Genomic DNA, 22,396 nt, shown 5'->3' on the forward strand with positions numbered 1-22,396 from the left:
TTTGAAATGATCAATAAAGGTGAGGCATGCCATGATATTGAAAAGCGAATTTATCAAAGTACTATGCTATACCCGCACTCCGCAGGAGGACATCATCTATGCACCTAGGCTGGCGTACAGCATGCATCTTGCCTATAGCGAGAACGGCAGGGACTTCCAAGCCTTGAACCATAATTCAGGCGTCCTGTTCGCCAAGGCCAGGAACCATGAAAACGGGACGCTCCGGGCCAAAAGCCTGAAAAATCCGTACCTCTTCCGCATGGCCGACGGAAAATTCGGTGTCGTTGCCGTACGGACGGAGGCGGATGGACAGCAGGATGAAGAGAGCCGAGGGGCGGTGCTGTTCTTTACTTCCGACGATTTGCTGCAGTATCAAGAAATCGGGCTTGTCGATTTGAAGAGCGATGTTTACGTCCATGATGTCGCTTGCGAGTACGATGAAACAAGCCAGGCATACGTCATCCGGTGGAGCGACGGGAAGGGCGGCAGCTACCAAAATAAGATTCAGGACCTTTATGATTTGGCTGGCGCCGGGACTCCGGAAAAAGCGGAGGCGTTTACGCTCGAAGCCGTATCGGCAGACATTGAAGGCGTCCAGCCCCGTAACGTGATCGGCGTTCCGCGGGAAACGGCACAACGGCTCGTATGCCGGCTTACGGTTCCCGAGAATGTCGCCATTGAAGTTCCGGATGGCATTAAGGCGGCATCGGAAGAGGATTTGAAAGCGCTCAAAGCGACCGCGGTATACAGTGACGGCACCACGGCCCCCAAAGCCGTGGATTGGGATACGGCATCGGTTCGCTGGGATCAGGCGGGAACCTATCGGGTGAAGGGAAGGGTTCGTCAGGAGCATTATGCGTTTCCGATCGCGCCGAACCGGGCGGACCCTTGCATCGCGAAATGGAACGGCAAGTATTATTTCATTGCGACCAACGACGCCGACGGCAACCGAACCTTGTATATCCGGGAAGCAGAGACGATATCCGGTCTGGTTCAGGCCGGCGAGTCTTTAATTTTGGATACACAAACCTATGATCACATTAAAGGGCTGTTATGGGCGCCCGAGTTCCATATTATCGAGGACGAGCTGTACATTTTTCATGCGGCAACGACAGGCGAGTTTTTCTATGAAGAGTGCCATGTGATGAAGCTGCACGAGGGTGGGGACCCCACTTGCGCCGCTGATTGGTCGATGCCCCGGCGCGTCGTCAGGAAAGACGGTACCGAGTTATGCGAGGCGGGCAAGGTGATCTCACTGGACATGACCGTCTTCCAAGTGAACGGGGATTGTTACGCGGCTTGGTCGGAGCGGCAGTTCGTGCCTGTAGATCTTGGCGCCTGGGTTTATATCGCGAAATTGGATCCGAAGGAGCCGTGGAGGCTGGCGAGCGACCCGGTGCTGCTGACCAAGCCGGACTTTGGCTGGGCCAATAACCATACCTTTGTCGATGAAGGGCCGTTTGCTTTGATCCGGGACGGCAGGATTTTTCTAACCTTCTCGAGCGCGGCGGTAGACGCTACTTATTGTGTAGGCCTGCTGACCGCCGATGCGAATGCGGACCTGCTGGATCCCGGCAGCTGGACGAAGGGCAATTATCCGCTGCTGACGTCGAGAAGCGTCCCGGGCGAATACGGTCCGGGCCATAATTCTTATATTACCGATGACGATGGCGTCACTTGGAACGTATACCATGCCCGACCTGGAGTAGAGGGGCCAAGAGGCTCCGGAATCCGCCGCGTTCATTTCGGCATGGACGGATATCCGGTGCTTGATTTAACGGAAGAAAGGGATTTGAACCCGGCTTTGGCCGAGGTGTCGATCGAAATCATTGTACAACGCGATTAGGAAGGGGCAGAGAGAACATGTTTCCAAATCCGATTATATGGGCCGATTATCCGGACCTTGACGTGATCCGGGTAGAGGATACCTACTATATGGTGAGCACGACGATGCACATGATGCCGGGCTGCGTCATTCTGCGATCATACGACCTGATTCAGTGGGAGGTGGCTTCACATGTGTACGACGTACTGGACAATACGCCCGCACAGCGGCTCGAAGACGGCCAACATATTTACGGCCAGGGCATGTGGGCGCCATCTTTTCGTTACCACAAGGGTAAATTCTACGTCATCTTCGTGGCGAACGATACCCGCCGGACTTACCTGTACACGGCAGATAGTGTAACCGGTCCATGGACGAAGCAATACATCGAGGGTTTTTATCACGACTGCTCCCTGCTGTTTGACGATGATGGCCGGACGTATCTGATTTACGGGAATGCCGAGATTCACCTGCTCGAATTGAAGGAGGATCTTTCCGGTCCGAAACCCGGCGGGCTGAGCCGCGTTATCGTGAAAGAACGGGAGCCGTATCATCTCGGGTACGAGGGTGCCCACTTTTATAAGATCGATGGCAGGTATTATGCTTTCTTTATCCATATTTCGAAGGCTTCAGGGCGCAGAACGCAGGCCTGCTTTGCAGCGGATTCCCTGGAGGGTGAATTTACAGGCGGAGAGGCCTTTAATGACGATATGGGGTATTTCAATTCAGGCGTAGCGCAGGGCGGCATCGTGGATACGCCGGACGGGAAATGGGTGGCTGTGCTGTTCCAGGATCACGGCGCCGTCGGCCGGATTCCGGTGCTTGTTCCGCTGCGCTTTGAGAACGGATTTCCGGTATTCGCCAAAGCAGCACCCCCAATGATCGAGCTGCCAAGCACAAGACCGGGGTATACCTACCAGCCTTTGGTTGGAAGCGACGACTTTGATTACACGCCGGACGAAGACGGCAAAGTACGCCTGAAGGATGTTTGGCAGTGGAATCATACGCCTGACGATGCATTATGGTCCGTAACGGACAAACCGGGAGTCTACCGGGTCACATCCGGCAAGATCAGCCCCAATTTGACGTTCGCGGTCAATACGCTGACGCAGCGCGCCATGGGACCGGCATGCGAGGTGACAGTCACGCTGGACGGCAGCGGGCTGAAAGATGGCGATTATGCAGGCTTATGCTTTTTAATCGGTACGTACGGCTTGATTGCCCTGACCAAGGAGGCCGGCCGATCCTACCTGGTGATGCTGGCCAGAGAGGCCAAAGACCGCTCCATATTCGGCAAACTGGTCGACGAAGAGCCCGGGACCGAACTCGCCAGAATTCCCGTTTCCGGAAACGTCGTCACACTCAAGACGATTGGCAATTTCGTGAACAATGCGGATGAGTGCATGTTTTATTACCGGGATGGCGCGGACTGGAGGCAGCTCGGGATTACGCACAAGATGGTATACAAGTTGGACCATTTTATGGGATGCCGCATCGGTCTGTTTTTGTTTTCCACCCGGGAGGTCGGAGGGACGGCGGATTTTTCCGATTTTCAATACCAAGTGCTGAAGTAATCCGACTTCGTTCGCTCTTTATGCAAAGGGGATGTTCCTCCGGGAATGTCCTCGTTTGCGCTGGCTGTTTGAAAGTCGCAAGCTGTGGTCAAAGACAACCATACTTTGCCGGGTGAGGACACGGTCAACGGCAGGTTGTTGCGTGATCATGAGGAGGCTTACACTTTGGGATGAAGGTGTCTTTCATAAAGCATTGGCGTGTAGAACTTCTCTAGGAGGGGATAGGTATGATGAGGTTGCGCGAAGCGTTTAAAGAACAGTTTTTGATCGGGGCCGCCGTCAATCCGGTGACGTTGGACTCGCAGCGTGATTTGCTTATTGAGCATTTCAACAGCGTGACTGCCGAAAATGAAATGAAATTCGAAAGGTTGCATCCGACGGAGGACCGATATACGTTTGAGGCGGCAGACCGTATGGTGGCCCTGGCTAAAGCCAACGGCATGGGAGTAAGGGGCCATACGCTGGTTTGGCACAATCAGACGCCGACATGGGTGTTTGAAAATGAAGACGGCAGCCAAACGGATCGGGTGACGCTGCTGGCCCGCATGAAATCTCATATCAACACGGTCGTATCCCGTTACCGGGGAGAACTCTATGCTTGGGACGTGGTGAACGAAGCGGTATCCGACAGCGGCAGCGAGCTGCTGCGGCCTTCGAAGTGGCTCGATATCATCGGCGAGGATTTCATCGCCAAGGCGTTTGAGTACGCTCATGAAGCCGATCCGGAGGCGCTGCTGTTCTACAACGATTACAACGAGGCCGATCCGGTGAAAAGTGAGAAAATCTACACGCTCGTCAAATCGCTGCTCGAGCAGGGGGTGCCGATCCATGGCATCGGGCTTCAGGCGCACTGGAGCCTGTATCACCCGTCGCTGGATAATATCCGCGTGGCGATCGAGAAATACGCCAGTTTGGGCGTGAAGCTGCATATTACGGAGCTGGACGTTTCGATGTTTGCGTTCGATGACCGGCGGACCGACCTCACGGCTCCGACGGAAGAGATGCTGGCTCTTCAAGCGGAACGTTACGGTCAATTTTTCCGGTTGTTCCAGGAATACAGCGAATATATCACTTCCGTCACTTTTTGGGGCGCTGCCGATGATTATACCTGGCTGGACCATTTCCCTGTACGGGGCCGAAAGAATTGGCCATTCTTATTTGATGCGAAGCATCAGCCCAAACCGTCTTATTCGGAAGTGCTGAAGACCGTGGGCTTGACTCTTTAGGCAAGGCATGTTTTTCATTGGAATGGTGCTTATACAAGCACCATTTTTTTCGTGTTAACGGCAGCTGCACCGCGTTTAATTAAGGCGATACCGTTTGATGGGAATTGAAGGTCATCCGGTATGCGGTCGGCGAGAAGCCGGTCGATTCCTTGAAAATTCTGGATAAGTAGGAGATATCGGATATTCCGATCCGCTCGCCGATTTCAGATAATGGGAGGTTCGTCGTCACAAGCAGCAGTTTTGCTTCCTCCAGCCTTCTTTTCTTGATGTATTGGATCGGGGAAATCCCGAACTGGCGTTTAAATACACGGATGAAATAGTTGGGATGCAAATGAGCCTTTTCGGCCAAATCCGTAATAGTCAGGTTGTGACGGTAGCTGCTCTGAATATACGAAATCACCTGTTCGAGAGGTTCGGGCTCCGTCGAACGATGGAGGCTGACCTCGGAGGAAACGGCATGCTCAATATAATAAGAAACCAATCTTAGCATGGCTGATTTCACAAGCAGCGGACCGCTAATGGAAGCCGCAGCATCGCTGTCGAGCAATTCGCGGAACAGCCGGATCGCTTCGCTGTCATTTTTTGTGTCCACATACAGTGGGGTTTGAATCAGGTCAAAGAGATTGCGGTCTCCAATCCGAGCCGTAAAATGGCACCAATATTTCGTGTATCTGGGGCCCGAAGTGTAAGAATAGGACTGCTTAACCCCATGAGGCATAAGAAACCATTGTCCGGGTTTGGGTCTGAATTCCGAATCGCCGATTTTCAGCCATCCCTCCCCGTCACAGATCAAATAAAACTTGTTAAAGTCCGGCGTGTAGTCGAGCTCCCGCCAATCCGTCCATACCTGGTTATAACCCATCGATGTGACCCGTACGTCCAGATTTTCCATATACAGCCTTGCTAGTGATTGGTTGCCCATATATATATTCCCCGTTCTAAATAGAGTAGATAATTTTATCCAACAGAAGGTTAGGATTCTGTATTCATTCATGGCATGAGGATTGCTAGGATAAAATCAATTCCTGATTCGAGCAAAGGAGGCAATACCGATGAACTGGAACGAAATCGCCGCAGGCCCCTACCAACCTACCTTTGAGTCCCTCCGCCAATTCGAATGTCCGGAGTGGTTCCGGGACGCCAAGTTCGGGATCTGGTCGCACTGGGGCGCCCAGTCCGTACCGATGTACGGAGACTGGTATGCACGGAACATCTACATCGAAGGTTCGGAACAATACCGATACCATATCCGTCACTACGGTCACCCATCGAAATTTGGCTATAAAGATCTTGTGCAGCTGTGGAAAGCGGAGGCGTTTGACCCGGATGCCTTAATGGACCTATACACGGCAGCCGGGGCCAAATATTTCGTGGCGCAGGCGATGCACCATGATAACTTCTTCAATTATGATTCTAGCATCCATCGCTGGAACTCGGTCAATATGGGACCCAAAAAAGATATTGTCGCTCTGTGGAAGGATGCGGCCGCACGGCGTGGGCTGCCTTTTGGCCTAACGGAGCATCTCGGCGCCACATTCAGCTGGTTCCATTGGAATAAAGGCAGCGATAAGGAGGGGCCATATGCCGGCATTCCTTACGATGGGAACGATCCGGCGAATGAGGATTTGTACCTGCCCAATAAGGAACACCATCAAGGCAGGATACAGGCTGATTCGATTGCGCCTTGGTATACATCCAATCCATGGTGGCATCGTCATTGGTTTTCCGTGATGAAGGAAATCATTGATAAGTATCAGCCGGATCTGCTGTACTCGGACGGCGGGCTGCCGTTCACACCAGGCTACTGGGAAAAGCCGGAGCTCTCCCTGGATGATCCCGCCTACGAGGCTGGACTGCGCGCTGTCGCACACCTGTATAATACGAGCGCTGCGATTCACGGCGGCGTGAACCGTGCGGTCTATAACCAGAAGGATCGGCGCAAGGAAATATACACGATAGGCGTGCTGGATATCGAGCGGAGCCAAGAGCCTGACATTAAACCTGAGCCGTGGCAGACCGACACATGCGTAGGGGACTGGTTCTATAATGTGAGGTCTGTGTATAAAAAGCCGGGGCATGTCATCGAAATCCTGGTCGATATCGTTTCTAAAAACGGTAATCTTCTCTTGAATATTCCGCAGAAGCCGGATGGTACAATCGACGACGAGTGCACGCATATCCTCAGAGAGATGGCTGAGTGGATTCGAGTCTGCGGCGAAGGAATATTTGGCACCCGCCCGTTCCGCGTGTCAGGCGAAGGCCCTTCACAGGTGGTCATTGACCATTTCACCGAAAACAAAGTGGAATGGACAGCGGCAGATTACCGATTTACGCAGAAGGGGAATATTCTCTACGCCTTCCAAATGCGCTGGCCGGAGGATCGTCTGGCCGTCATTCGTACGTTGACCCCGGCTGACAAAGTAAAGTCCGTGCGGCTGCTGGGTGTGGGCGATGTACCGTTCGAGCAGCCTTACGGAGCTCTGGTTGTTTCCCTTCCGGAGCATAGGCCTACAAATCATGCCCACTGCCTGGCTATTGAGCTCGGGTGACACGCTCGATGATCCATTTGGACCGGCATCGCTGGCTGAGTTAGGCATATAATCAGTATAAAAATATAATACTCATTGGATTACGCTCTGCGGCTGTTATAATGATGCCGTAGGGCGTTTTTAATAACTCTTGTTAAGGAGATGATGACGATGAAAGCGCTTAAGCTGAGGCCTTTTGTTCCGTCCGGTGAGGATTACCCGCTTGCTGTGCAGTTCTATGAGGATTTGGGATTTGAAAAAATCTTCACCAGCGATGAGCTTACGATTTTCCGGATGGACGAAACAGAGTTCCATCTACAGAACTATCAGAACGCTGAATTGCAGATGAACTATATGCTGGAACTATGCGTTCAGGACTTGGATGCGTGGTGGAGCCACCTTCAACACTCCGGTGTCATCGGAAAATACGGCGTGAAAGCCAAGCCTCCTGAAATCCAGCCTTACGGCAGACGGGCCATCCATCTGTTGGATCCCGCCGGCGTTCTCTGGCATATTACAGAAGTCTGAACCCGGCCGAGTTGGAAAGGTTAGACGCAGCTGATGGCTTTTGTAGAAAGAGGAGGAAGATTACATATGGACGGTGATACGAAGCAAATCTATCTGATCTCCGGTCCGCTCGGGGTCGGAAAATCGACAACGTCGAAAGAGCTCGCTCGGCTCGTGGAACGCTGTGTGCTGATCGTGGGCGACGATTTACTCCACATGCAGATGACGGAGCCTGCCCCGACATGGGAGGAACGTCTGAGCTTGGCCTGGATGAATATTCTTTCGGTCACCAGAAACTTTATCCAAAGCGGTTTTCATGTCGTGATCGACTTTGTCGTCGAAGATGAATTCGAGTGGTTCTGCCGGCAGATCGCCGATTTAAACGTACAGCTCAAATATGCGGTACTGCACGCAGACGAAGAAACGATAAAAGAGCGTCTCCATAAGAGAGGGGATATACACTTACTGGACCGTTCGCTGTTTTTGCTAAATAAACTGAAGTCTGCAGCAGTCAATGCGGATTATCTTGTGGATACGAATCAAAAGGATCCGGCCGATACTGCCGCAGGAGTGATCCAACATGACAGGTTTCACGTTCATATTGGAATGTAACGGAAAGCATGGTTAAACAACGGCTGCCGCAGGGATAGACTGCGATTCTTCAAGTCTTCGCCGGCCGCCGTTTTGTTGTGCCCGAAAGTGTCTGAACAGGCAAATGCTGATGCATGAAAAAAGGGGTTGACAATAACTGTTAATCACCGCATAATGACATTGACTGACTGAGTCAATCTAAATTACGGAACTTCATATTTTTTTGGAATATTATCGACTGAATGAGTCAATCTAAACTAGGGAGGAATCATTTTATGGTTACCAAGGGGAACACAAGCAAGGCCATCGTCATCGGTGGAGGTATGGCGGGACTCATGACCGCACGCGTGCTCTCGGAACATTTCAAAGAGGTACTGATCGTCGAAAATGATGCCTATCCGACAGGGCCGGACGTGCGGCCGGGAACGCCTCAGGCATTCCATCCGCATCGCTTTACGGCGCGGGGGAAAGCGGTCATCGAACGCCTCTTTCCTGGTTATGAGCAGGATATGATCGCGAACGGCTGCCCGTCTTCCCTGAACAAAAGCGCGTATTTCATGAACCAGTACGGCACCCTGGAAATGAAGTACGACAGGGATGATCTTAAATTCAGCAGAGCGATTCTGGAGTGGGTCATCCGCCAGCGGACGGCAGCCATTTCCAACGTGAAATTTCTGACGAAACACCAGGTGACGGGATTGTTAACGAGCCCTGACGGATCCGAGGTAACGGGGGTGCAAGCCAGAGACCGTGAGCAGTCCGGCCAGGAGAAAGCCCTGACGGCCGACCTGGTTATTGATACGAGCGGGCGATCTTCAAAGCTGTCGGGCTGGCTTACGGACCTGGGCTACGAGGTTCCCAAGCCGGATCTGTTGAAAGTTTCGCTCGGATACAGCACCCGCCGCTATAAAGTACCGCCGCATCTGACTCATTTGATCGATGAATGGGATGTCATCAACATTCAAGGGCAGCCGGCGAGCGGTACGTATACGAGTGTCTTCTCTTTTATCGAAAACGATACGGCAGAAGTGCTGCTCGCCCGTCCGGGCGGGAATTACCCTCCGACGGATGCCGCCGAATTCGAGAGCGCCCTGGAGCAGCTTCCGAGCCCGAAAATCGCAGAACTCGTCCGCGATTTCGAACCGATGGCGTCACCCAGACCTTTCCGCGTTCCGGAATTGTACTGCCATCGATTCGAACAGATGCCGAAGTGGCCACAAGGCTTGCTGGTCCTGGGAGATGCTTACTGCATCTATGACCCGATCTTCGGCCAGGGCATGACCGTGGCTGCCATCTCTGTCGAAATCCTGGAGGCCTGTTTGCGGGAACAGCGCGCCGAGAAACGGCCGGATTGGGAGAAAGGCGTGCTTCACCGAATCAAGGAGGCCATCGAGCCGGCGTTCTGGCTGAACTGTACGGCCGATCTCCGGTGGGAGGGGGTCGAATACCATGGGACGGATTCGAGCAAGAGGAACGCCTTCAGCCGGGAATATATGGAGCTGTTCCTGAGATATGCGGTCAGCAAACCCGACTGGAAGTTCTATGGACTCTATTGGGCGGTTAATACGTTAGCGGTATCCCCCCGAAACATTTTCAACCCTGAAACAGCAGTCCAAGTGTTAACCGATTCGGAAGAAGGTAGGGAACTGCTCTCCCGTCTTACAGCGGACAACAGCCAACCCGTTGAAACGATTCTCGAAGAAATGCTCCCGCATTTCCCGGAATCGGCGTTCGAGCTGGTCAGACCATAGCGATAGTGAAGATGGATTTGATATACTGGTAGAAAAAACGGTAGCTTCCGGTAAAGGGGTACTTGACATTGGCACCATTAAACGAAGAGCAATTGCACCAAATTCGCGATGAACGAAAAGAACAAATCAAGTCGGCAGCGCTTCAGGTGTTTGCCCGCAAAGGCATCCTCAGCGCAAAGATGAGCATGATCGCGGAGACGGCAGGCATCAGCAACGGGCTGCTGTACCATTATTTTAAATCCAAAGACGAATTGTTCACGTCACTCGTTCAGGAGGCGATGGCCGAATCGGAAGCGGCGCTGCGCAGTGTCTATGACATGCCGGGAACGCCGCTCGAGAGAATTAGGGCGTTAACGGCGGAAATCCTCAATGAAGACGGCACTCCATACTTCATGCTGATTCACCAGGCAGCCACGTCCGACGGGGTGCCTGAACAAGTCAAGCAGCTCCAACAGCAATATTCTATGGATACGTATGTAGATATGCTGCTTCCGTTATTCGAAGAGGGCCAGCAGGCAGGGGAATTGGCGGAAGGAGATCCGCGTGAGCTCATCGTTTGTTATTTATCCGTCCTCTCCGGTGTGATGGTCATCAATTCGAATGGAAGCAAGGTGTATCAAATTCCGAAGGCCGACATGCTGATGCGGCTCGTTGCCCGGAAATAAACGCAGTCTGTACATCGTGAAAAAAACTCTTTCCTACCCGTCTATCAAGGCGGGTGGAAAGAGTTTTATGATGTGTTCTCCTTATTCAAGAACAGCAATCCGTTTCCAGCCTCTAACGCTGCCTGCTTATCCGGCTCCATACTGGGCGAGATACTGCGGATAAGAGCGGAGATGGACCGCTTTGGCCTTGCGCTGGGCCTCTTCCCGATGTTCCGGGACCTCCTCCGACTCGACGTAATCGGCCAGGACGTCAATGACGTCGTCTAGCAGTTTTGCCCGAAAATACAGCTCAAGCCGCTGGGCAACCGTATCTCCTGCCGTGGCCAACACCTTTTCCCTCCAAACCGGCCATGAGGGGCCATGCCTTAGCGGCCATAACATAACCGAATAGTCCATCGCCGCATCTCCTTGGGCGGAAAGATCGTCCCAGTCGATGATCCGAAAGCCTCCCTTGCCGCAAGCCAGCACGTTGTTTCCGTTCAGATCGTTATGGACCACATCGCGCGCTGGGAGCCCAAATGCCGGGGTCTGCCGGACGGTTTCCCTCAGCCTTTCGATCTCTTCTCCAAACCACAAAATGGTCTCATCCGATATGAAGTCCCGCAGCAGCTCTCGGGATCCGCGGATTCCTTCCAAGTCTTCCGTAAACCTGGATATGTACTCGTCTTCAAAGGCATCCGCATAAGTGCGGGTTTCGGCTTCAGGCAGCATTCCGCGGAGAATGCCGTCGCGATGCAGCTTGGAGGCGGTCTCAATGACGCCTGTCAGAATAGCCTCCGAATTCGCCGCTTCCGCCAGCGGGACCGCATCCTCGATATATTCGAACACAAGGCCGTACGGATACCCGTCTACGATCTCGCTTTCAATCCTGTGGAACATCTTGGGGGCGGCGTAGTGTTCGGCAAGATAATTGCTGACGACCGCCCACTGCTGCAGCCGCTCGCTCCGATCAGGCGGAGCCAGCTTAACATGAAGCCGCGTGCGGCCGTCCGACAAGCGGAGGGACAAATTGCCGAAGCCTCCCGGATTATAGATGTATGAAGCCTGGATATGATTAGGTTCTAGACCGATCGCACCGGCGTTCGCCGATGCCCATTTTTCGATGATTCGTTCTGATAGCCTTACATCCATTGCAGCTTCCTGCCTCCTTACCTTTTTTTAGGATATACCGGATATTTTATCATGGAACGGATGTAATTACCCGGCCGTCATGCAGCAGGAAAAAACCATTCGTTCACGAATGGTTTTTAATATGTTAACGGCGCTGCTGCTGCTGATCATATTCCCCTTTTTGCAAAAATACTTTAACAAAGGGGTTATGCTCGGTTCGATTAAAGGATGAGGACAGCAACAAAAATTCGGATCATGGGGTGAAGACAGGTGAATCAGCAACCGAAGTATGTAGCCCATCGGGGGCTTAGTATGCAGGCGCCTGAGAATACCGTCGCGGCTTTTGAACTGGCGGGACGATCGGGATTCTGGGGCATCGAATGCGATACGTACTGCACGACGGACGGCCGCTGGATTGTTCATCATGACCGTACCGTAGACCGGATGACGAACGGATCGGGGAGGACGAAGGATTTCTCGTTTGCCGAGATCCGAGGGCTGAGCATCACCTCCGGAAACGGGATCAGCGATTATTCCGGCCTGCAAATCCCGGCACTGGAGGAAGTATTGTCCGTATGCGTCAAATACGGCATGCACGCATTCGTCGAGATCGAGGAATACCACCAGGATCGCGATCTGGAAAGGCTCGTTGAGCTGGTCCGCGGCTCCGGCATGATGGGACAAATGAGCTTCATCTGCTTCAATGCCAACGATCTGTTGAAGGTGCGTGCCATCGATCCGGCGGTGCCGCTCGGCTTTCTATCGGCGAAGCCGCCAAGCGAAGCAGACCTTGAGCTCATCGGCCGGCTGCAGCCTGCTTTTCTGGATTACGACTATCGTTCGGCGACGCCGGATGACGTGCGAAACTGCAGCAAGGCCGGAGTTGACGTGTCGATCTGGACCGTAAACGAGCGGGAGATTTCGCGGCCGTTTGAGGAGGCGGGTGCGGCCTATATAACGACGGATACGATTTTGTGGGATTGAAAGTGGAGTCTTGGTTTCCGTAGCGTTTTGTCCACGGGTATTACTGCTATGACTAATGGTGACATTTGGAGATAGTTGTTATAGCTGATGAGTGTTTAGTATAAGAAAAGGGAAGCGCTAATTCTTGCGCTTCCCTTTTCTGGATCGTATTTTTCCGAACTCTAATATGAGATTGAAGAGAACCTTATTTCTCCTCCAAAGAATAGGAGGTTACAGCGCCGTTTTTCAGCGTTACGTAGATAAACAATTTTGGTGGTGCGATGTCGTAGATCCAGGTTACGGTATGATTCCCCGAATTAAGGATCCGGTCCGGCTTGTCCCAGGATAATTCGAGCATCTTGCCGGTCATCCCTACACGAACCTGGCTATTTTCGATGAGCTTCCAAGATGAACTTGGAAAGTTAAAGGTTTTATAAGGGTTAACGGTCGAAATTACCTTTTGGAAATCCTCGGTGTGAAGGCTCTTAATTTTATATGTTTTGTTTTGATAAGTAAAGTATACGTCAACCCAGCCGGTAATTAGTTCATCGCTTTCTACCTTGATGATCTTAACTTGCGACAAATTGTGAACCGATTTAGTTGGCGTTCCGTCAAGTTCCGTTAGTTTCATCTGCACCCGGTAGCTGTGAATCCAAACAGTCTTGCCTATATATTTTTTATAGGTTTCATAGGCGTTATTAATAAAAATGATAACTTTCTTGGCTGATGTGGTGAGCATAACGTAGCTGATCGGCTTTGTTTTTTCATTTATTGGCCTGGTGTAATCTACTGTTGTCTTTGCATTCAGCGTGTCCGTTATCATCCGGAGGGGAAGCATCAACTTGCCCTCGATGAGCTGAGGAGGGACAGTATACAGCTTTTTTGCTCCATTAATCGACACGGACTTAACATTCAGCTTAGCGGTGACCTTGATATCCCCGATTGTATAGCCGATGTTTCCCTGTTTGGGATCAAACTGCAGTTGCAGGCCCAATTCTTTAAATAGCTGGCCAATGGGAAGCATGGTTTGACCTGATAGGATAACTCCTTTATCTTTCAATTCGATGGTAGGCAGCTCTGATTCTGTCTCTCCACTGGCCTCCGCCTTTTGTCCATTCGTGATTACCGAAATCCCCAGCACACAAGCCAGCAATATCATGACAATTTTCTTCAAAATTCTTCCTCCATTTGAATCTTTTCCTTGAATATACCTGAATTGCAGTGATTTGTCTCATTTTTTTGCTAGAGTCAAAGGAATCCACAGATATCATGTGGAAACTACTAGGCAGATGAATAACCGAAAGAGAGGAATATCGTGATGATGCCGGTTCAGGACCTACTGAATCCAAAAGCTTACCCGATGCAAAGTTTACATCTTTGCTCCATGCAGAGTCTATATGACAAACAGCGGCGGTTGTTTTGCATGGAGCCTTATCTATTAACCGCATCATTTTCAATTCATTAGCAGGATGTTTGTCATGCAGGCTTTGCTACCATACCATCTGCAACTCACTTAGATGAAAGGGCGAAGCCAATGAAATATGTATCTGCGAGCGACATTTTACCTGAACAGCTGCTTCAGGAAATTCAAAAATACGTCCAAGGCAGGACGATCTATATTCCTTCTCGCGAGGACGGCCGCAAAAAATGGGGCCAGCTTTCGGGACAGCGGGACTATCTGCGGAAACGCAATCTAGAGATCAGGCAATCGTTCCGTAAAGGAATTGATGTGGAGCAGCTCTCCCAGTCCTATTGCCTCGCGGTAGAAACGATCCGAAAGATCGTATACCAGAAAAAATAATGCCAGGGGCTTGCGTGTGACCAAACCAGCGCGAGCCCTTTTTGTATCCTAAATGGTTATGTGTATTCTCTGCCTATTGTTTCAAAGCGCCAGCCGATATACTTTACGGTAATAGATAAAAGGCTCTTTGAGGAGGATCCGACATGGCGGAAATAACGGTTGAATTAAGCAGGCGTGATACACAATCAATCATCTATAACCTTTACCCCCTGTATCTTCACGATTTAGCAGGGATCCGTAACGTGCTTCCCAATCGGTATGGCGTCTTTGAAGACAGCGATGCCTTTCAAACGCTTCAGCAGCAAATGCCGGAGTTTGATATTTGGTGGGAAAAAGAGGAGTGCCTTTTTCCTTTCTTGATTCAGGTCGACGAAGTGCCCGCAGGATTCGCATTGATTGCCACGCCGCCTTATGTGGAGGATGACAGCGACTTTTTGGTGAATGAATATTTTATACTGCAGCCTTTCCGGGGTCAGGGCGTTGCCGAGGTTGCCATAACCCAAATCTTCAACCGGTTCCAGGGAAAATGGCTGATCTACACGACCCCGACAGAGAGGAATTCAAGGACCATTCATTTTTGGAGAAAAACCCTCGCGCGTTATACGAACAACAGGTTCACGGAAGAGGACAAGGAACTGCGGGCTGAGATCGGTGCGGCAAAGGTGTTCAATTTTACAAACAAATAAGTAGTCGGGCGGCTGATCGATAAGATCGGCTGTTTTTTTGTTTAATTCATGGCTGTTGCGACTCACCGATGGGTCCGATTCTACGAGAGGAAAAATCTTTTTTTGCCGCGCTTGTATACATATGCACCTACCCAAACGTTGTACTGCTTGGAGGGAGGTTGAAAGTGGATAACGAGCAGATGCTGCGGCTGATGCAGGATAAAATGAAACAGATTCAGCGGTACCTGATTCGCCTTGGGGCAAGCAGGGCTGACGCTGAGGATATCGTCCAGGACGCGGTATATAAAGGTCTCCTGTATATTGATTCCATTGGGCCTGATAAGTTTTCGGCGTGGCTGTATCGGGTCGCACTCAATCGATATTACGATATGCTCCGAAAACGCAAACGAATCGAGATTTCGATGGAAGAGGCGACGGTGGAAGGCAGTGAAATTCCAGAGGAAATCCTGCTGCGAAAGGAACGGAGAGAAGAGATCGAAAAGGTGATGGAAGAGCTGGCTCCGATCTATAAACAGCTGCTTATTTTAAAATACGAACTGGGTTTTAGCTATAAAGAAATCTCTGAACTCATAGCCATTCGTGAGGAGAAGGTGAAGACGTACCTATATCGGGCACGCAAACTATTTCAGAAAAAATATGGAGGACTATATGATGAACGATAACGAATCCAGCTTTGATGATGGGGCGAAGCTGTCGGCTCTCGTCAAGAAGGCACGCCGCAGAACGATACTTAGGAACGCAATCATATCATTGGCAGTTACGATATTTATCCTTGCGGGAGGGTGGTTTGCGAATTTACAGCTTCAGTATAGAAGCGAAGAACATGCAATGCGTGACATTGAGATGCTCAAAGCAATCAGTGGTCCGAATCAGTATATATTAGGTTTCCAGATTAACTACGGCTTTCTTCATGGTACGCTTGAATATCGGACATATAAGGTTATAGAGGGAGTCCCGGTCATCTGGGGGGAGGAAAACTACGATTTTAGCTCCTGGGGAAGTTTTTCCCGCTTTTTCGGCGACTATTCTGACCTGTCGCTTATGGACCCAGAAATGGAGGCCAAAGGATTTCATTATTCACGCCCCTATAACCGCTATAATGGAGAGAGAGAGATGCTGTTCTATCTCCCGAGCGTAAAATACGCGAACTATCTTAACGAGCTTCCGCAGCTGAAGGACATGCATGGACGGAAGCGGGTTGAAATGGGCATTTCTTTTGATAAAAATTATACGGTGGAGCAGATCAAGGCGATGCTTCCGCCAGGTGTCCATCCCGTGTGGTATTGGGTAGACACTTACTCGAATATGAAGCCCTTTACGGCCGCTAAAATGCCAGATGGATCCGTTGTTGATCCGTTTCCCGACTGGGCGAGCAGCGTATACGGTTTTGGCGTTCATCCGGATCGTAATGATGTTTCTGAAAAGGATTTTCTTAGCGCACTGGAATATGGAGTGCATCACAATCGAAAATATAAGCAGGAATTTAAGCGGATTTATGATTATTTACGCAAGGATAAGGAACAACCGGAAACAAGCGACGTGCGCCTGTTTGGCGTTGTCGTAACGGGAACGGCTGAGAGCCTGAAAGCATTGCAGGGCCAACCCTATGTAAAAGCAGCCGTCATGGGTGCAACCGTCGACAGATGAGTGAAGTGTCCCGACTTCATCAGGAAAAGAAGGTATCCGGTCAGTGCGAACGGCTGCCTTCTTTTTAACTCATGGGATCAAAATTAGCATTTAGTAATCCTATCTATTTTTTGCCGAATATATTCTACCGCTTCTACAGGCCCCACGATCTTTGCTTCTCCCCCTAAGGGCCAAATCAAATCCGTGAAAAATTCGATTTTCTGAACGGGGATCCGCATGCGTAAAGTACCTCTTCCATCTTCATGAATTTCTATGTGAGAACTGAACCAGACGTTGGTTTCAAGCGAACGTACGCCTTCCTCTGTTAGATCGACGATCAAATCGCACTGCTGCTCAAAGCGGGTCAAATCCGGTGTGATCCAATCGAATACGGATCGTCCGCCCAGATCCTTCCGGTCAGGAAAGCCGTCGTTCACACTCGCGAAGCTGATTCGGTCTGCGCGGAAAAGCCGGTAGGTCTGGCGGAGGAAGCAATAGGCCGGACAATACCAGTATCCCTCGCTCGCATAGAGACCGATGGGCTGAATATCTCTTTGCGTGACGCCATCGCCGGATTTATACGCAATAGTCACGACGCTGTCGTTCATGATCGCTTGCAGCAGAGTCTGGAGGCAGTCGGCGGACATCGTCCGATGAGGATTCCAGATCACCACCCGATTTCGCAGCCGGTCGATCTGCTCTTTCGCATCGGCAGGCAAGTAGTGATAAAACTTGTGAATCGCCGAAGCCGCACTCTCGTCAAAGGGAACGGAACCAAAGTACTGCAGGGATTGGCAGGCAAAAAATACGGCGACCGCTTCGTTCTCTGAAAAGGCAATCGGCGGAAGCATCCTTTCTTGGAGCAGCCGGTAACCGCCGCCGCGCCCTTGCACGGAATAGATCGGAAACCCTACTTCGCTCAGTTCCTGTAAATCTCTGGTAATCGTCCGCGGAGACAAGCCAAACTCGTCGGCAAGCTCCCTGACCGTAAACGACCTTTTGGCGTTAATCACCATCATTAATTGAATCAGGCGCTGTGATTTGATCAATACATGCTCATCCTCCGCCACATATTTTTCTTCCATATTATCACATAAAATAAGCCAAGTTCTGACTTATTTAGGTGTTATATTCATGCTCGTAATGATCCTCTGCCCGAAGAAAGGATGAGAGACATGAATCCGGAAGTATCCCGCATCAAGGATTTGCTGTTTGAAGAGATGGAGCTGGCGCTCACGACAATCGCCTCGCTGCTCTCCATGATTGAGGAGGAGCATTGGGAGTATCGTCCTCGCGAGAACATGCGGAGCTTAATCGAGCTTGCCCGCCATCTTGTTCAGGTCCCCGAGCAAGAACTGGCCATTTTGCAGGAACAACCCATGGAGCAGGTTAGAAGTCTGGTCATGTCTGTTATGCATGTAAAAGACGCAGCTGCCCTGTCAGAGGTTATGCATCGCGGAGTCTCAGCGTTAAAAGACTACATGAACAACTTGGATGAGGCAGATCTGCTGTACAAATCGACCGCCCCTTTTTTTGCCAAGCACCAGCCTTCTGTTCAGATCAAATGGTTGATCGAGATTACGACGCATATCTATCACCACCGCGGCCAAATGTTTACCTATATGAAGCAGCTTGGCATCCCGGTTTCGATGTATGATCTGTACGGACCGGCGTCAAAATCGTGGACGTTGTGAGGCATAGGCGGAAAATAGATGTGCAGATGGAACAGTGTAGAAGTAATAAAAAAACCGGCACAAAGTGTGCCGGTTCCATGCATTAATGGGTTTACTAAAAAAGCCATAGATACATAATAGTTTATAAAAAAATTGAAGATAAGTCTATTTCTTTTTTGGGGTAGATTGTATGTTATATAAGCGACCGCGGCGCAAATACGTTAAGGGAGATCCTTCATGGAGCCATATTATTGGGATGGTCAAATCGAGTATTTAAAAAGGTCTACTGCCTTGTATTATAACGATGATTATATTGATTTTTTGATTCATCGCGTATGGAACATTGATGATCCCGTTCGAATCGTAGATTTTGGATGCGGGTTTGGTCACTTGGGGCTCCGATTGCTGCCTCTGCTGCCAGCCGGTTCGGAATATGTCGGTGTCGATGCCGGTGTTAAGCTGATAGAGCACGCAAGAGAGCTCTTTCGAAATCTACCATACCGGTCGGAGTTCATTGCAGCGGATTTTAACTCGGTATGCTTTGATGAGGAATTTGATCTTGCCGTATGCCACGCGGTGCTGCTGCATATGAACGACCCGCTTTGCACGCTGAAAAGAATGAAAGCTTCTGTCAAACCCGAAGGAAAAGTTGCTGCATTCGAGCCTCACTGGATCGGAAATAGTGCAGGTTTCCACTTGGATGGCATGGATCAGTCCACGGTGATTCCATTAGGGCAGTTGCAGGAGTTGTTTGAGCGAGACTTGAAACGCACCGGTAAGGACGGAAACATCGGAATAAAGCTGCCTTTATATTTCAATCGGTTGGGATTACGTAATGTCCAATGCCGGATGAGCGATAAAGTAAACATTTATGATCCCACAGCGAAGATAGGTACCGATATTTATGAAGCTATGCAGTTCAGTAACCCGGGGGAGCGTTCAGCATTTATTGATAGCCTGTTAAAGAGAGAAATGTCAATGGAAGAGGCCATCCGACAATATGAATGTGAAAATGCAATGTCGGAGTTCTTTACCTCATCAACAGCGGCCACCTATGCAGCGGGTATGAAAATTACTTTCGGAACGGTGTAAAAGATAACCCACCCAAAACTATGAAGCAAATCAAAGCAGCGGATCCCAACGATCGGCTGCTTTTTTTCGCTAACCGCGCGGATAACCTCATTTATAACGCATTTTATGGTACAATTTGGAATTATGGGAACATCTTTGGGGAGGTAACATGCGCTTAAAAGCATGCATATTGATCATCTTTTTCGTCTTAACGGGATGTACTGCAGAGAGTAAAGAGACAACCGCACCGGAAGGGGAAGCAAGTCCTGCCAAAATAGAGCTGGTGCCTGTTGATTTGTTCAAGGGGGAGGCAGCCAAGTTTCAGCCGTTCCTCGGGGCGATGTCCGGTGCATTTAAGCTGAAATATGAAGGAAGCAAGCCGATCGCTAATTTGGACATAGACATCTGGAAGGACGGTCAGAGAGTAGATTCTATAGGCTGGATAGGGGATGTGTTTTACAGTCCGGATGAGCAGAAGAATAACGAAATAGAAGTGATCATATCCACGGATATGGTATCCATTGGGGAGAAGGACGAGTCCGCAACCATTAAGGTAGGCATTGTTAATCGCTCGGGAACAGACTTAGCCACATTTCACATCCCTTGGGACAAAAAGCTGACGGCCCGAGGATTGATCCAGGATGCGGAGCCGCGTTCGTTTACGGCCGATCAGGCCGTGCATGTGTTTGGCATGCAAGCCACAAGCTCCAATACCATGCGTACATCGGATCTTTCAACGGAGTCGTTAAGCCGAACGGAGTGGGCACTCGTATTCACCTTACAGTTTGAGGCGTAATAACCTTTAAGGCAAAGTTCCAGCGTGTTTCCTAATATCTTATGAAACTTTATATTCACAAGGAGATCTCATGGACCCCCAAATAAAATTAATGTTCCTGAACGAGCATGCCGCAGAAGGTGCCGCCCGGTTTGGCGTCAGCCCAAAGGAGCTGACTTTCATCGGCGGCTTTCAGAACTTTATTTATTCCTACATGAAGGGCGATTCAAAATATATCCTCCGTTTCACCCCGAGCACGCTTCGCACATGGAAAGGACTTGCGGCTGAGATCGAATGGATTCGTTATCTTTCAGCGAATGGACTTTCTGTTTCAGAACCGGTATCTTCAGTTGACGGGAAAGACATTGAACAGGTGCATGGAAATATGATTGATTTCTATGTAACGTCATTCAGGCACGCGGTTGGTCGCAAGATTGGATATCCGGAGTGCTTAGGAAATGCATTGCTTTATGAACAATGCGGACGCATCACCGGACATCTTCACGAACTGTCGAAGCGTTATAACCCAACGCTCAGAAGACATACTTGGAAGTCTAATGAATACCTCTTGCAGGCCAAAAATGTGCTGCCCTCAGAGCATCAACCGATTCTTCAGGCCCTGGATGAGCTTAAAGCACAGCTGGCTGTCCTGCCATCTGCAGAGGATCAATTTGGTTTGATCCACGGGGATATGAATGTCGGGAATTTTATGGTGGATGAAGCTGGAGGAATCACACTTTTCGACTTCGACGAATGCCAGTACAGCTGGTATGTCGAAGACATCGCCGTTCAGCTATATTACTTGCTGTATGTTTTTGGTGAAGATTCGAAATCCGAACGGAAGGCGCAGTATGAACTTTTTATCAAACATTTCGTGCGTGGCTATACCGCGGATGGGCGTACTATGCCTGATGGCTGGAAAGACCTTCTGCCGCTCTTCCTTAGACTGCGTGAAATCATTGTATTCGTCGGTATGCACCGGAGCTGGGATTTACGTGAACCGGACGATTGGACCCGCGACTTTTTGCAGGATAGTCAGATGCGGATCACGAATGGAATGTCATTAATCGACGAGTTCTTTTAAATGATCAAAAATCATTTATGTTTGTGCATCGAAAGTTAGCACTCAGGCTGCCGCTTCATAACGGCAGCCTGTTCAGCGTCACAAGAAATACTCATGATTCCATGATGAGGACGTTGTCGGATGCATCGGTGCTACCGAAGTCGCAGCCCGCCGTCCACCTCCAGCACGGTTCCGGTCACAAACGTGTTATCGATTAAGTAACGGACCGCTTTGGCAATATCCTCCGGCTGGCCTATTCTGTTAACCGGGGCCTGCTCTTTGTAAAATTCATACGCGGCGTTTTTTTGATCTTTCGGCAGCCAATTCCACCAAGGCGTATCCACGACACCAGGAGATATAGCGTTAACGCGTACAGGTGCCCGCTCTTGTGCCAATATGGGAACCATAGACTCCAGGGCGGCGTTAATCGCAGCGAGTCCGGCATTGCCTGGCGCATGGGAACGGGCCGAAATCGCAGTGAGGAAGGTGATCGAGCCGCTGCCGCTCAACGTATTCAGGCTGAGCTGGGCAGACGTCACTTGCGGCCAAAACTTGGCATCGAAGCCGCTGCGCAATTCATCGAGCGAGAGTTCACGGAAGTTTCCGCCACCTTTAGCCCCCGAGACCGCAATGACCAGGTGATCAAAGCTTCCTTGACGTTCATAAAAAGATTTCAGATCTTCGTAAGAAGCTGCATTAAGCTGCTCTCCTTTAGCGCCAGACCCCAGAAGTTGAAGAGCGGTCTCCAACTTGGCCTGATCCCGCCCCGTGACGATGACGTCAGCACCCAATTCGACCAACAACCGGGCTGATGCCAGCCCCATTCCTGATGTTCCACCCATAATAATGACACGTTGACCTTTTAAAGATTGTTCCATTGGATCGACTCCTCACTGTGCTTGATTGAAGTTCTGGTTTGAATTATAATATATTACGTAACGTTCTGTAAATAAATTATTTT

General features: G+C 50.3%; 22 protein-coding genes. 17 read left to right on the forward strand and 5 right to left on the reverse strand.

Features of this window, described 5'->3' with window-relative positions; translation table 11 throughout:
• The first annotated feature begins 31 nt into the window (after positions 1 to 31).
• The 3 genes from MKY74_RS12675 to MKY74_RS12685 all read left to right on the forward strand — a co-directional run bounded on the left by MKY74_RS12675 (position 32) and on the right by MKY74_RS12685 (position 4,625).
• Positions 32 to 1,846, forward strand: a complete 1,815-nt coding sequence (locus tag MKY74_RS12675; RefSeq protein WP_076169182.1) for a family 43 glycosylhydrolase — start codon at positions 32 to 34, stop codon at positions 1,844 to 1,846.
• 17 nt (positions 1,847 to 1,863) lie between these two features.
• Positions 1,864 to 3,399 carry a glycoside hydrolase family 43 protein gene (locus MKY74_RS12680; protein WP_076169181.1) on the forward strand — a complete coding sequence of 512 codons (1,536 nt, stop codon included), beginning with the start codon at positions 1,864 to 1,866 and terminating at the stop codon, positions 3,397 to 3,399.
• A 227-nt stretch (positions 3,400 to 3,626) separates the two neighbouring features.
• Positions 3,627 to 4,625: an endo-1,4-beta-xylanase gene (locus tag MKY74_RS12685; protein ID WP_076169180.1), complete on the forward strand. Its 999-nt coding sequence runs from the start codon at positions 3,627 to 3,629 to the stop codon at positions 4,623 to 4,625.
• Between the two features lie 79 nt (positions 4,626 to 4,704).
• On the opposite strand, the gene MKY74_RS12690 is transcribed toward MKY74_RS12685, so the two are convergent.
• Positions 4,705 to 5,547, reverse strand: coding sequence for an AraC family transcriptional regulator (locus MKY74_RS12690; RefSeq protein WP_076169179.1), 843 nt, complete (start codon positions 5,545 to 5,547; stop codon positions 4,705 to 4,707).
• Positions 5,548 to 5,677: 130 nt separating this feature from the next.
• Here MKY74_RS12690 and MKY74_RS12695 point away from each other — a divergent pair, with 130 nt between their 5' ends.
• The 5 genes from MKY74_RS12695 to MKY74_RS12715 all read left to right on the forward strand — a co-directional run bounded on the left by MKY74_RS12695 (position 5,678) and on the right by MKY74_RS12715 (position 10,667).
• On the forward strand, positions 5,678 to 7,174 hold the full coding sequence (locus tag MKY74_RS12695) for an alpha-L-fucosidase (protein ID WP_076169178.1): 1,497 nt from the start codon (positions 5,678 to 5,680) through the stop codon (positions 7,172 to 7,174).
• Positions 7,175 to 7,324: 150 nt separating this feature from the next.
• The gene (locus MKY74_RS12700) at positions 7,325 to 7,681 is read left to right on the forward strand and encodes a VOC family protein (RefSeq protein ID WP_084203816.1); all 357 of its coding nucleotides are present in this window, start codon (positions 7,325 to 7,327) and stop codon (positions 7,679 to 7,681) included.
• 66 nt (positions 7,682 to 7,747) lie between these two features.
• The gene (locus MKY74_RS12705; protein WP_076169176.1) at positions 7,748 to 8,272 is read left to right on the forward strand and encodes an AAA family ATPase; all 525 of its coding nucleotides are present in this window, start codon (positions 7,748 to 7,750) and stop codon (positions 8,270 to 8,272) included.
• A 254-nt stretch (positions 8,273 to 8,526) separates the two neighbouring features.
• The gene (locus MKY74_RS12710; protein WP_076169175.1) at positions 8,527 to 10,002 is read left to right on the forward strand and encodes an FAD-dependent oxidoreductase; all 1,476 of its coding nucleotides are present in this window, start codon (positions 8,527 to 8,529) and stop codon (positions 10,000 to 10,002) included.
• A gap of 68 nt (positions 10,003 to 10,070) precedes the next feature.
• Positions 10,071 to 10,667: a TetR/AcrR family transcriptional regulator gene (locus tag MKY74_RS12715; protein ID WP_076169174.1), complete on the forward strand. Its 597-nt coding sequence runs from the start codon at positions 10,071 to 10,073 to the stop codon at positions 10,665 to 10,667.
• Between the two features lie 126 nt (positions 10,668 to 10,793).
• On the opposite strand, the gene MKY74_RS12720 is transcribed toward MKY74_RS12715, so the two are convergent.
• Positions 10,794 to 11,798, reverse strand: a complete 1,005-nt coding sequence (locus MKY74_RS12720) for an aminoglycoside phosphotransferase family protein (RefSeq protein WP_076169173.1) — start codon at positions 11,796 to 11,798, stop codon at positions 10,794 to 10,796.
• A 249-nt stretch (positions 11,799 to 12,047) separates the two neighbouring features.
• Here MKY74_RS12720 and MKY74_RS12725 point away from each other — a divergent pair, with 249 nt between their 5' ends.
• Positions 12,048 to 12,761 (forward strand): glycerophosphodiester phosphodiesterase family protein, encoded by a 714-nt coding sequence (locus MKY74_RS12725; RefSeq protein WP_144025371.1) that lies wholly within the window; start codon positions 12,048 to 12,050, stop codon positions 12,759 to 12,761.
• Between the two features lie 184 nt (positions 12,762 to 12,945).
• Here the strand turns inward: MKY74_RS12725 and MKY74_RS12730 are convergent, their stop codons facing one another.
• Positions 12,946 to 13,914 carry a copper amine oxidase N-terminal domain-containing protein gene (locus MKY74_RS12730; RefSeq protein WP_076169171.1) on the reverse strand — a complete coding sequence of 323 codons (969 nt, stop codon included), beginning with the start codon at positions 13,912 to 13,914 and terminating at the stop codon, positions 12,946 to 12,948.
• 360 nt (positions 13,915 to 14,274) lie between these two features.
• On the opposite strand from MKY74_RS12730, the gene MKY74_RS12735 reads away from it, so the two are divergent.
• From MKY74_RS12735 to MKY74_RS12750, 4 genes are all read left to right on the forward strand, one after another.
• The gene (locus MKY74_RS12735) at positions 14,275 to 14,541 is read left to right on the forward strand and encodes a CD3324 family protein (RefSeq protein ID WP_076169170.1); all 267 of its coding nucleotides are present in this window, start codon (positions 14,275 to 14,277) and stop codon (positions 14,539 to 14,541) included.
• Positions 14,542 to 14,684: 143 nt separating this feature from the next.
• A complete protein-coding gene (locus MKY74_RS12740; RefSeq protein ID WP_076169169.1) occupies positions 14,685 to 15,227 on the forward strand; it encodes a GNAT family N-acetyltransferase in 543 nt (180 codons plus the stop codon).
• Positions 15,228 to 15,391: 164 nt separating this feature from the next.
• Entirely contained in the window at positions 15,392 to 15,889 is a 498-nt protein-coding gene (locus tag MKY74_RS12745; protein ID WP_076169168.1) for an RNA polymerase sigma factor, read from the forward strand.
• Positions 15,876 to 16,874 carry an anti-sigma factor gene (locus MKY74_RS12750; RefSeq protein ID WP_167372859.1) on the forward strand — a complete coding sequence of 333 codons (999 nt, stop codon included), beginning with the start codon at positions 15,876 to 15,878 and terminating at the stop codon, positions 16,872 to 16,874. The genes MKY74_RS12745 and MKY74_RS12750 overlap by 14 nt, the downstream gene beginning before the upstream one ends.
• A gap of 83 nt (positions 16,875 to 16,957) precedes the next feature.
• Here the strand turns inward: MKY74_RS12750 and MKY74_RS12755 are convergent, their stop codons facing one another.
• A complete protein-coding gene (locus MKY74_RS12755; RefSeq protein WP_076169616.1) occupies positions 16,958 to 17,902 on the reverse strand; it encodes a helix-turn-helix transcriptional regulator in 945 nt (314 codons plus the stop codon).
• 126 nt (positions 17,903 to 18,028) lie between these two features.
• Between MKY74_RS12755 and MKY74_RS12760 the strand changes: the two genes are divergently transcribed.
• From MKY74_RS12760 to MKY74_RS12775, 4 genes are all read left to right on the forward strand, one after another.
• Positions 18,029 to 18,547 carry a DinB family protein gene (locus tag MKY74_RS12760; RefSeq protein WP_076169166.1) on the forward strand — a complete coding sequence of 173 codons (519 nt, stop codon included), beginning with the start codon at positions 18,029 to 18,031 and terminating at the stop codon, positions 18,545 to 18,547.
• Positions 18,548 to 18,763: 216 nt separating this feature from the next.
• Positions 18,764 to 19,618, forward strand: coding sequence for a class I SAM-dependent methyltransferase (locus MKY74_RS12765; protein ID WP_076169165.1), 855 nt, complete (start codon positions 18,764 to 18,766; stop codon positions 19,616 to 19,618).
• 148 nt (positions 19,619 to 19,766) lie between these two features.
• The gene (locus tag MKY74_RS12770; RefSeq protein ID WP_076169164.1) at positions 19,767 to 20,393 is read left to right on the forward strand and encodes a hypothetical protein; all 627 of its coding nucleotides are present in this window, start codon (positions 19,767 to 19,769) and stop codon (positions 20,391 to 20,393) included.
• A 70-nt stretch (positions 20,394 to 20,463) separates the two neighbouring features.
• Positions 20,464 to 21,456, forward strand: a complete 993-nt coding sequence (locus MKY74_RS12775) for a phosphotransferase enzyme family protein (RefSeq protein WP_076169163.1) — start codon at positions 20,464 to 20,466, stop codon at positions 21,454 to 21,456.
• A gap of 131 nt (positions 21,457 to 21,587) precedes the next feature.
• On the opposite strand, the gene MKY74_RS12780 is transcribed toward MKY74_RS12775, so the two are convergent.
• Entirely contained in the window at positions 21,588 to 22,313 is a 726-nt protein-coding gene (locus MKY74_RS12780; protein ID WP_076169162.1) for an SDR family oxidoreductase, read from the reverse strand.
• Between the last annotated feature and the right edge of the window lie 83 nt (positions 22,314 to 22,396).

The organism is Paenibacillus sp. FSL R5-0378 (assembly GCF_038009285.1).
Lineage (GTDB): Bacteria > Bacillota > Bacilli > Paenibacillales > Paenibacillaceae > Paenibacillus_AQ > Paenibacillus_AQ favisporus.